General features: G+C 66.2%; 8 protein-coding genes and 2 pseudogenes. 7 read left to right on the plus strand and 3 right to left on the minus strand.

Translation table 11 applies throughout. The features are described 5' to 3' along the window. Positions 1-1,057 (plus strand): proton-conducting transporter transmembrane domain-containing protein (locus tag HMPREF0591_RS25745; protein ID WP_007171662.1); only part of this gene is annotated, 1,057 nt, incomplete at its 5' end. 2 nt (positions 1,058-1,059) lie between these two features. After that, a complete protein-coding gene (locus HMPREF0591_RS25750) occupies positions 1,060-2,550 on the plus strand; it encodes a complex I subunit 4 family protein (protein ID WP_007171663.1) in 1,491 nt (496 codons plus the stop codon). Here HMPREF0591_RS25750 and HMPREF0591_RS34135 read toward each other — a convergent pair. After that, positions 2,520-2,807 carry a hypothetical protein gene (locus HMPREF0591_RS34135; RefSeq protein WP_244269108.1) on the minus strand — a complete coding sequence of 96 codons (288 nt, stop codon included), beginning with the start codon at positions 2,805-2,807 and terminating at the stop codon, positions 2,520-2,522. The genes HMPREF0591_RS25750 and HMPREF0591_RS34135 overlap by 31 nt on opposite strands. Between HMPREF0591_RS34135 and HMPREF0591_RS25755 the strand changes: the two genes are divergently transcribed. Continuing rightward, entirely contained in the window at positions 2,806-3,975 is a 1,170-nt protein-coding gene (locus tag HMPREF0591_RS25755) for an NADH-quinone oxidoreductase subunit N (protein WP_244269109.1), read from the plus strand. The genes HMPREF0591_RS34135 and HMPREF0591_RS25755 overlap by 2 nt on opposite strands. A gap of 326 nt (positions 3,976-4,301) precedes the next feature. Here HMPREF0591_RS25755 and HMPREF0591_RS25760 read toward each other — a convergent pair. Then, a pseudogene (locus tag HMPREF0591_RS25760) lies at positions 4,302-5,008 on the minus strand (YoaK family protein). A 58-nt stretch (positions 5,009-5,066) separates the two neighbouring features. Between HMPREF0591_RS25760 and HMPREF0591_RS25765 the strand changes: the two are divergent. From HMPREF0591_RS25765 to HMPREF0591_RS25775, 3 genes and pseudogenes are all read left to right on the plus strand, one after another. After that, a pseudogene (locus tag HMPREF0591_RS25765) lies at positions 5,067-5,255 on the plus strand (KR domain-containing protein); the annotation flags it as partial. Between the two features lie 322 nt (positions 5,256-5,577). Further along, complete coding sequence (locus HMPREF0591_RS25770) at positions 5,578-5,784, plus strand: heavy-metal-associated domain-containing protein (RefSeq protein ID WP_040624025.1); 207 nt, start codon at positions 5,578-5,580, stop codon at positions 5,782-5,784. A gap of 107 nt (positions 5,785-5,891) precedes the next feature. Beyond that, positions 5,892-8,144: a heavy metal translocating P-type ATPase gene (locus HMPREF0591_RS25775; protein WP_007171669.1), complete on the plus strand. Its 2,253-nt coding sequence runs from the start codon at positions 5,892-5,894 to the stop codon at positions 8,142-8,144. Positions 8,145-8,165: 21 nt separating this feature from the next. On the opposite strand, the gene HMPREF0591_RS25780 is transcribed toward HMPREF0591_RS25775, so the two are convergent. Further along, positions 8,166-8,780 (minus strand): DUF305 domain-containing protein, encoded by a 615-nt coding sequence (locus HMPREF0591_RS25780; RefSeq protein WP_007171670.1) that lies wholly within the window; start codon positions 8,778-8,780, stop codon positions 8,166-8,168. 788 nt (positions 8,781-9,568) lie between these two features. On the opposite strand from HMPREF0591_RS25780, the gene HMPREF0591_RS25785 reads away from it, so the two are divergent. After that, a partial coding sequence (locus tag HMPREF0591_RS25785) for a PPE family protein (protein ID WP_007171671.1) occupies positions 9,569-10,386 on the plus strand: 818 nt, incomplete at its 3' end.

The following is a 10,386-nucleotide window of genomic DNA, read 5'->3' on the forward strand; positions in this document are numbered from 1 at the left end:
ACAGGCTGCGGCATGGGTGGGTGGGGGTACCGCGCTGCTGTTGGGCGTGGTCGCGGTGGCGCAGCGTGATCTCAAACAGCTGTTGGCGGCCTCGACCGCAGCGCAGCTCGGATTCGTGGTGATGGCCGCGGGTCTGGGCGCTGTTGGCGGGGGCGCCGCGCAGCTGATCGCCCACGGAGTCACCAAGGCCGCATTATTCCTCGCGGCTGGCGCCTGGTTGTCGGTACTGGGCAGCAAGCAGCTCGACGACCTTGGGGGGGTCGCGCGACGGTGGCGGCTCCTGGGCTGGTCGGCCACCATCGGCGCCCTCGCTCTGGCCGGGGTTGCGCCGCTGTCGCTTTGGGCGACCAAAGACACGGTGCTGGCCGCCGCCCTGCACTACTCCCCCGCGCTCTACACCGTGGGATTGGCCGCGTCGGCCCTCTCGGCGGCCTACGCCGGAAAGGTCCTGGTCGTGCTGTGGCGCTCCAAAGCTACCGACAGCAGCCCCAACATCACGCGAGAAGCCCTCAGCCCCAGCAGCTTCCAGCAAGCCCCTATCGTCGTCCTCGCGGTCGGCGCCGCGGTGGCGGGAGTGCTGGCGTTGCCGCCAACCGGCCCGGCTCTCACCCGGGCGCTGCACGACGGCCCCAGCCCACCCGCGACGGCGCTCGAGCTGGCGGCCTCGGCGGCGCTGGCGATCGTCGTCGTCGCCGCGGTGGCGCGCTGGTGGGTACCCGAGCCCCGGTGGGCAGGCGGCTGGCTCGGCCTGGAACGGGCCGCACACATCCTCGTCGTCCGGCCCACATTCGGCCTCGCACGCATCCTGGCACGATTCGACGACCGCATGCTCGACCGGGTCGTGGAGGCAACCGCAACCCGTTCGGTGCGGGCAGCACACCGTGTGGCGCACATCGACATTCGCGCAATCGACGGTGCGGTGGAAGCGGTCGCGGGGTGGATGCGCCGGCTCGGCGAGTTGGCCCGCAGACCGCAAACCGGACTGCTGCACCAGTACTACCTCGCAGCCGTGTTGGTGCTGGCATTCGGCGTCCTGCTCCTGGTCGTAGTGAGGTAACCATGCTCAGTGTGATCGCCTTCCTGCCGCTGGCCGCAGCCCTGGCGCTGCTGGCGCTGCCACGCCTCAGTGATACTGCGGCCCAATGGATTTGGGTCGCAGTCACCGCCACCGATCTGGCGTTGACCGCGATGATGTGGGCGCTCTATCAAACGCCCCGACCGGGTGCGCTGGCGTTCGAGGAGAAGGCTCGATGGATACCCGGGGTCAACAGCAGCTACCACCTCGGGGTCGACGGGCTGTCGCTACCGCTGATCGTCATGACGGCGGTGATCTTCCTGGCCTGTGCCGTCTACAGCCTGCGCGGCCGGGACCGGCCTAAACCGCTGGCCGCGCTATTCTTGTTCCTGCAGACGGTGAGCCTGGGCCTGTTCGTGTCCGCCGATTTGATCCTGTTCTTCGTTTTCTTCGACTTGTCCATTGTGGCAATGTATTTCGTCATCGCTGGCTGGGGTCACGGCGACGCTGGCCGGTCAGCGCTGAAGTTTTTCCTCTACACCTTCCTGGGTTCGCTGGCGCTGCTGGTCGGTTTCATCGGTCTGTATGTCGCGGCCCAGCCGCACACGTTCGACATGGTGACCCTGGCCGCCACCACACCTTTGGGTGGCAGCCCCGTTGCCGGCGGCTTGGTTCTCGCGGCGATCCTGCTGGGCCTGGCAGTCAAGACCCCCACCGTCCCGTTCCACACCTGGCTGCCGCCGGCCCACACCGACGCCCCCGCGGCCGGCTCGGCGGTGCTGGCCGGGGTCCTGCTGAAGATGGGCGCCTACGGGTTCGTGCGGATCGCTATGCCGATATTGCCGCAGGCCTGGCGAGCCTGGGCGTGGGTGATCATCGTTGTCGGCGTGGTGTCGGTGCTCTACGGCGCGCTGGTGGCGTTGGCCCAGAATGACTTTAAGCGGATGGTCGCCTACACCTCGGTTAACCATATGGGCTACATCGTGCTCGCCGTCGGTGCGGCCGGCCTGACCGCGGGTGATAACGCCCAGGCTCGCGGAGTTGCGATCACCGGTGCCGTCACCCAGATGGTCAGCCACGGCCTGATCACCGGTGCCCTGTTCCTGATCGCCGGCGTGTTCTACGTGCGTTCGGGAACCTACGACATGAACACCTACGGGGGGCTCGCCGGGCCGGCCCCGAAATTGGCTTGCCTCTTCGCGGTCGGTGCTTTCGCCTCCCTGGGCTTGCCGGGTTTCTCGGGCTTCATCGCCGAATTCCAGATCTTCGCCGGCAGCATCGCCGCCGCACCGATCACCGCCGTCGCGCTGCCCGGCATTCTGATCACCGCGGCGCTGTTTCTGCTTGCGCTGCAGCGCCTATTCACAGGTGAGGCGCGCGGCCACTCGGTGGGATTTACCGACCTTCACGCTTCCGAAACATGTTCTGTCGGAATGCTTCTCGCCTTATCGGTTGTCATAGGCGTGTTGCCACGGCCCTTGCTCGACCTGATCGAACCGGCCGCTCACGCGCTCGCCGGGCTGGTCGGGCGGTAGCCGGTGGACGCGGAAACCGGGATGCACCAGCTGTTGATGCTGCCCGAGATGCTGGTGTTCGGCGGGGGGCTGGTGGTGCTGATCAGCGGTTCGTTTCTGCCGCGGCGCCGGCAGTGGTGGACCCGGGGAGTCGCCGCCGCCGCGCTGTGCGGTGCGATTGCGGTCGCCGTAGTCGGTGTGACGGGTCCGGATCGGACGGCTTTTGACGGCACCTTCGCCGTCGACGCCGCCACCGGCGTGGCGCGGGTGGTGGTCATGGTCGGGACGCTGTTGGTTCTCGCGGTGGCCGCCGGTGAAATCGCCGGCTCGGTCCGCGAAAGCGAAACGTATGCGCTGCTGCTGTTCTCCACCGCCGGGATCCTGGTCCTGGCCGGAGCGGACGATCTGCTCGTGCTGGTTGCCGGGTATCTGCTGGCCGGCATTCCGCTCTATGGCCTGATCGGGTTGGTGCGCTCCGCGAAGGGCGCCGAGGCGACGATGAAGGCCTACCTGATCGGCGCACTATTCGGGATCGTCCTGATGCTCGGCGTGACCGTTTTCTACGGGGTTTCCGGCAGCACACGCTACGTCGACCTGGCGGCCGGTCTTGGCGGTGCACCAACTGCTGCAGTCGCCGCAGGACTGCTGGGTGTCGTCGCGGGGCTGATGTTCGAAGCCGGCGGTGTGCCCGCGCACTTCTGGGTTCCCGATGCGGCAGAAGGGGCAAACGGCACCGCCGCCATGTTCTTGACGACGGTGCCCAAAGTCGGCGCGCTGACCGCGCTGTACCGCTTGGTCGAGGTGCTGCCCGGAGAGACCGCCTGGCCGTTTCTGGTCGCACTGATCGCCGTCGCCACCATGACATTGGGCAACCTCGCCGCCTATTGGCAGCACGATCCGCGGCGGCTTCTGGGCTGGTCGACGATCAGCCAGGTCGGCTTCCTGCTGGTACCGATCGCCGTCGCCGGCCGCAGCGGGCTCGCGCTTCCGTCTTTGCTGTTCTATCTCGCTGGCTACACCGTCACCAACAGCGCGGCCTTCGCGGTGAGCACGGCGCTGCCGGACCGACGTCACGTCGACTCCTACCGGGGTCTTGCTTACGTTCGGCCCTGGCTGGCCGGTGCGCTGGTGGTCGCGCTGCTCGGGCTGGTCGGAACACCGCCGACCGCGGTCTTCATCGGCAAGCTCACCACGGCGACGGCGGCGTGGGACGGTGGTCAGGCCTGGCTCGCCGTGGTTGTCTTCGTCAACTCCCTGGTTAGTCTCTTCTACTACCTGCGCTGGATCATCCCGTCGTTCCAGCGGCCCGCCGAAGGTATGAGCAACGACATCGTCGCGGCGGAGAAATGGTCCGCACGCACCGCAATTGTGGCGGCGGGCGTGAGTCTGGGGCTCGGCATCGCAGCCGGCGCCGTCTGGGAAATGCTCCCGGATTCGCTGAAGTAGCCCGCGGAGGTGGATCGTCTTGCTCACCAGTCGGCAACCAACCCCGTTTGTCCGCGTAGCCTCAAGGCTGATTCGCACCGCCCCAGTTCTGAGCCCGCGGTTCGCCGACCGCCGTTGGAGTACGGACTAGATGCTCGCCGGATGCGGCAATGCCCTCAGCCAGCTCACCTTCGGTCGCAGCGACTGGCCGACTCGTTCGGGTTCGTCGGCCTCATACACCGGACCCTCGACGCGACTCGCGCAGCGTGGCGTATTCCAGGCGGACGGCAAGAAGAGCTGACCGAGACGGAGTCGGGACCCGCGTGGTCGCCCGTCGAGATGACCGCCTACGCGGGCTCGGCTACGGCTGCCACTAGAACCTCGCGGGCGCCGCGATGGCGGTATTGCAGCACAATGGCCGCGGCCAGGGCTAGGCAGGTGACGGCGGGGGGAATCAGCGCGTGGTCACCAATCCGGTTGCCAAGCAGCACGCCGGCGGCTGCGCCCCCGACGAACAGCACCACGGTCGTCGTCAGCACGGTGGCCTTCCACTTGTCCATCCGATGGCGATGGCTGCGACCCAAGAGCAGACCAAGGTCGGTAATGGTGCCGGTGAAGTGCGTGGTGCGAACCGGCATCCCTGGAAAATGGGACGTCATTCCGTTTTGCAGCCCGCATGCGCACGCGGCAAGCAGCGCCCTGCCGATAGAGTGCTCGACGCCAGCGCGGCGAGCAGCAGCGCGGCTTCGGCCAGCAGGATGGCGGCGTGACGCGGGCCGGCAAAAGTCCGCACGGCAGCCAGCACCGCGCCCGCGGCAACGGCTCCGACTAGGAATCCGAACACGATCACCGCGATCATGCGGCCCTGGTAGATAAGAGGATTAGGGCGGTGCATGCCCGCCTTGGTGGTCAAGGCGGTGAGGTGGCCCACCGGAAATGCCCACACCAATAGGGCCACCGAATTGACGAACCCCGCGACCGCGGCGAGCAGCCCGCTATAGCCGAGCAAGACCACCCGCGGGATCCAGTTTTCGGGAATCGGCCAAGCTGGCATCGTCTCTATCGGTCGGTGATCGGTCGGCCACAAACGCAAACGCAAACGCAGCAATGCTCAGGTCGTCTACGCGGCGGCCAATCGGATGCTCGACGCCATGGCGCACCGGCTGCGAGCCCAGGGGTTGGACTGCGTGTCCGTGCAGTGGGGACAGTGGACCGTCCATTTTGACCTCGATGCCGCCAGCATGGCGCAACTGGCCGCTATCGGTGTCGTCCCGATGTCATCCCTGGCAGACGTTCTGGCGCAGTTAAGCGCACAGTGAGCTTCACCCTGGCCGGGAACTAATTCCTGGGCGCCGCGTCGATACGGCCCTGGACTGCATGCCGGCCCGATGCGACTCGGCGGAAATGCCGCTTCGCTTCGCAGTCAGGACGTCAACCTGCCGTTGTTGGTCCCTGCCAGCTTCCGATCGGGGCAATATTTTCGGCGATACGCGGTTATGCCAATTGAAGCTTCATTTCGGTCAGCTCAGCAGGACGCTTGTCGGAATGTTGCCACTTGGCACATATACCCCACAGGGGTATATTACGAGCTGGAACGACTACTCCCACATGAAAGGAGCCGACATGAGCACCGTCACAGTCAAAGTTGCCGGCATGACCTGCTCCCATTGCGCGTCCTCAGTACACGATGAGCTCGGCAGCATCCCCGGCGTCACCGGAGTCGACGTCGATTTGTCCAGCGGCAAGGCCACCGTCGAGAGCGACAGCCCAGTCGACAACGACGCGCTCAAGACCGCTGTCGAAGAGGCGGGATACCAGCTCGCCGGCTGAGAAACCCGTCAACGGTCTGCCGACCGCCTGCGGGCACCGGCCTCCCAGCATCCCGTGCCCGTCGCGCGGCGGACTTCACGCCGCCGGGCACCCAGAAGGAGAACATCGTGCGTCCCGTCATCGAGACAACACCCAACGGCCACGTCGAGCTGCTGATCGACGGCATGACCTGCGCGTCGTGCGCGGCCCGAATTGAGAGAAAGCTCAACAAGCTTGCCGGCGTCACCGCTACGGTCAATTACGCGACGGAGAGGGCCAGCGTGGCCTACGTCGGAGATGTCTCGCCCGATCAGCTGGTGGCCGCTGTCGCGGACGCCGGCTACGCGGCGGCAGTTCCCCAGTCCCAGGCGACCGATAGCGGGCTGAACGGGCGGCCCGACGACCCCACCGCATCGCTACGGCAGCGCCTCCTGATTTCGCTGGTGCTGACCGTGCCGGTGATCTTGATGGCCATGGTCCCGCGGCTCCAGTTCACCAATTGGCAATGGCTGTCGCTGACGCTTGCGGCTCCGGTGGTCGTGTGGGGGGCATGGCCGTTCCATCGGGCCGGGTGGGCCAACCTGCGGCACGGCACCGCCACCATGGACACGTTGATCTCGATGGGCACGCTCGCCGCTTTGGGCTGGTCCGTCTATGCGCTGTTCTGGGGCACCGCCGGCATGCCTGGGATGAGGCACGCGTTCGAGTTCACCGTCACGCGCACCGACGGCACCGGGAACATCTATCTTGAGGCCGCCGCCGGTGTCACAACCTTCATTCTGGCTGGCCGGTTCTTCGAGGCCCGAGCCAAACGGAGGGCCGGCGCGGCGCTGCGCGCGCTGCTCGATCTTGGCGCCAAGGATGTCGCGGTACGTAAAGGTGGTGTGGAGCAACGCATTCCGATCGAGCAACTTGCGGTCGGTGACGAGTTTGTGGTGCGGCCCGGAGAGAAAGTCGCCACCGACGGCGTGGTCGTTGAGGGCGCGTCGGCGGTGGACGCATCGATGCTGACCGGCGAATCGGTGCCGGTGGAGGTCCGGCCCGACGACCTAGTGGTCGGGGCCACCGTCAACGTCGGCGGCCGGCTCGTGGTGCGCGCCAACCGGGTCGGCTCCGACACCCAGCTGGCACAGATGGCAAGGCTGGTCGAGGAGGCGCAAGCCGGAAAAGCGAATGCGCAGCGGCTGGCCGACAAGATCTCGGCCATCTTCGTGCCCATCGTCATCGCGTTGTCGGTGGCGACACTGGGATCGTGGATAGTCGTCGGCGGATCGATCGGCGCGGCTTTCACGGCCGCCGTCGCGGTGCTGATCATCGCCTGCCCGTGCGCACTGGGCCTGGCCACGCCGACCGCCTTGATGGTCGGCACCGGCCGCGGTGCCCAGCTCGGCATCCTCATCAAGGGTCCCGAGGTGCTGGAATCAACACGACGCATCGACACCATTGTCCTCGACAAGACCGGCACGGTGACCACCGGCGCGATGACCCTGATCGATGTGATCACCGGCGACGGCGAACAGCCCGATCAGGTGCTGCGGGCGGCCGGCGCGCTAGAGGCCGCATCCGAGCATCCCATCGCGAACGCGATCGCCAAAGCGGCACGCGAGAAGCTCGGCGACCTTCCGGCCGCCGAAGAATTCACCAACCGCGAGGGACTCGGTGTCCAAGGTGTGGTCGACGGCCACGCTGTGATGGTGGGCCGCGAACGGCTCCTGGCGGACTGGTCGCAGCACCTGACGGAGAAGCTCGCTGAGTCCATGCACGCGGCCGAGTCGCAGGGTAAAACCGCCGTCGCGGTCGGCTGGGACGGCAGGCCACGCGGCGTGCTCGTGGTCGGCGACACGGCCAAACCGACGTCGGCCGAGGCCATCAGCCAACTACGCGCGCTTGGCTTGACGCCGATCATGCTCACCGGCGACAACAAGGCCGTCGCCGACACAGTCGCCCGTCAGGTCGGTATCGACCACGTGATCGCGGAGGTGCTGCCCCAGGACAAGATCGACACCATCAGGCGGCTGCAGGCCGACGGCAAGGTGGTGGCTATGGTCGGCGATGGCGTCAACGACGCTGCCGCGCTGGCCCAGGCCGACCTCGGACTGGCAATGGGTACCGGCACCGATGTCGCTATCGAGGCCAGTGACCTCACCCTGGTTCGCGGGGACTTGCGCGCGGTTCCTGACGCAATCCGGCTGTCGCGCAAGACGTTGGCCACGATCAAGGGAAACCTGTTTTGGGCCTTCGCCTACAACGTTGCCGCGTTGCCGCTCGCGGTCGCCGGGCTGCTCAACCCGATGCTGGCCGGCGCCGCGATGGCGCTCTCGTCGGGGTTCGTCGTCAGTAATAGCTTGCGGCTCCGCCGGTTTCAGCCGGGCATCCGGTGACCGCCACGGGCGCATTGACAGTTACAGCGAGGCCAGTAGCTTCTGCATGGTGTCGATCTCCTGCTGCTGGCTGGCGGCGATCGAGCGCGCCATCGCCGTCGCCGCAGGATATCCACCGGAATTGATCTCGTCCTGGGCCATGGTGATCGCGCCCCGATGATGTTGGATCATCTGCGTCAAGAACAGCCTGCTGGCCTCCACACCCTGGGTGTTCTTTAGAGCGGCCATGTCCTCGTCGGACATCCCGCTCATACCCGGCATGGTGCTCTGAGTGGGCGTCATGCCCTGGCTGGGCATCATCGTCTGGCTCGGCATCGCCCACTGACCCAACCAAGTCTGCATTTGCTGAATCTCTGGCCCTTGAGCTGCCTTAATCCGATTTGCCAGATCCACCACACGGGAATCGATCCCTTGCTTGCCCAACACAATATCGCTCATCTCGATGGCCTGCTGATGATGCGGAATCATGTGCTGCGCGAACACGACATCAGCCTGCCTATGGCCATCCGGGGCCGACGCTGAAGTCGGTGCGCCCTTTGTGGGGCCTGCCTGGTCATTGCGGGAGTTACTACATGCGCCGACGCCGACCAGCGCCGCCAACGCCGCGACCGCCGCCGCCAGAGTCCTGATTCTCATCACAACAAGCCCTTTCCTCGGTTTCGCGGCCAGTCCCCTCCAATGCCCCGACGGTGCGCTAATTCTCGACCGCTACCAGTCTGCCCATGGCCGCTAGGGCTCAACCAGACGCTTCGACGAAACCTAAGACAGACCGCATCCGAGGTCACGATCCTGACGACGTTCCTGAGGAGTCGTTCGTATTTCTACCGCATCCCGGTAGCACCAGTGCGTTAGCCCCTAGCAGCCCCAGGCGCCAGTTCGGCTGAGCCTCACAGAACGTCTCTCGACCAGAGGTCCCAAGATTCCTACTTTGCCACTGCCTCGCGCGCGGCGTTGTGGCTCTGTCGAACGTTGCAGCTATCGCTGCTCGATCCGAGCCAGGGAATCGCCCGATACCGAGTCGCGGCGGCGGGCGCCAATCTTGTCAGCGAATCAGCGGCTGCGCCACCAATAGCTGTGTGAGAAGATCGACGGCTCACAACCCATCATGGATTGCGCTGAGCGACGCCTCGAAGACGGCTGGACGTGAATTGTCGGACCCACGCGCCGAACCCTTGTGGGTTCTTGTGTCATGTGCAAGTAACCTATCGACGAGTTCGCTCTGTTCGTTTGATGCGGAGCACTTGCAAACGTGTGGGACCGATCCCTCAGCAGTCGGGACGGTCTCATTAGGTCGCTTTCCTTCGTGGTACCGGCACTGCCCGAAGGATTGCGATTTGTTTGCTGCTCGGCTGGCTACCCCCATACGACGCGCACCGACGCCGTCGCTGCTCTCGCGGCCATGAAGGCGATCGGAGGAGAACGACATGGACTTCGCAGTACTACCGCCGGAGGTTAACTCCGCGCGGATGTACGCCGGTCCGGGGTCGGGACCGATGCTGGCCGCCGCGATGGCCTGGGACGAATTGGCCGCGGCGCTGCAGTCGACGGCGAACTCGTACCAGGCGGAGATCACGGCCCTGACGTCCGGTCCGTGGGTCGGCCCGTCGGCTGCGGCCATGGTCGCGGCGATCGCCCCCTATCTGGAGTGGATGCGGACCACCGGAGCCCAGGCCGAAGTAACCGCCACCAAGACCCGGGGCGCGGCCTTCGCCTACGAGACGGCCTTTGCGGAGACGGTGCCGCCGCCGGTGATCACGGCCAACCGCACCCTGCTGGCGACCCTCGTCGCGACCAACTTCCTCGGGCAGAACACGCCGGCGATCGCCACGACCGAGACCGAGTATGCCGAGATGTGGGCACGTGACACCGCGGCGATGTTCGGCTACGCGGGTTCCACGGCCACGGCGACCAGGCTGACACCGTTCGCCCAGCCGGAACAGACCACCAACTCCGGCGCCGATCAATCCGGCGCCGGAGCCCAGGCCACCGGCATCGCCGCCGGGAGCACGCGCAACGCCGTTACCCAGCAATCACTCTCAGCCGTCCCCAACATGCTGACCAGAGCTGCCGTAGGTCCAAGTGCCGTCGACCCGTCGGTGATGGACGTGCTGGGTTTGGAGAGCGATCTGATCGCGGTCTTTCTCAACGCGCCGGCGAGCGTCTCTGGACTCGGTATTGCAGCACCCTCGGCGACGATTGCTCTTCCCTTCGACATCGCCGGTGCGCTGACGGGTTTTCACAC

Source organism: Mycobacterium parascrofulaceum ATCC BAA-614 (assembly GCF_000164135.1).
Taxonomy (GTDB): domain Bacteria; phylum Actinomycetota; class Actinomycetes; order Mycobacteriales; family Mycobacteriaceae; genus Mycobacterium; species Mycobacterium parascrofulaceum.

Coding starts and splice junctions, on each gene's coding strand:
- HMPREF0591_RS25770 (WP_040624025.1), top strand. CDS start 5,578: ATGAGCACCGTCACAGTCAAAGTTGCCGGCATGACCTGCTCCCATTGC.
- HMPREF0591_RS34135 (WP_244269108.1), bottom strand. CDS start 2,807: ATGACCACCACCCGCGCCACGCCGGTGGCGGCGTCGACGGCGAAGGTG.
- HMPREF0591_RS25755 (WP_244269109.1), top strand. CDS start 2,806: ATGGTCGGGACGCTGTTGGTTCTCGCGGTGGCCGCCGGTGAAATCGCC.
- HMPREF0591_RS25750 (WP_007171663.1), top strand. CDS start 1,060: ATGCTCAGTGTGATCGCCTTCCTGCCGCTGGCCGCAGCCCTGGCGCTG.
- HMPREF0591_RS25780 (WP_007171670.1), bottom strand. CDS start 8,780: ATGAGAATCAGGACTCTGGCGGCGGCGGTCGCGGCGTTGGCGGCGCTG.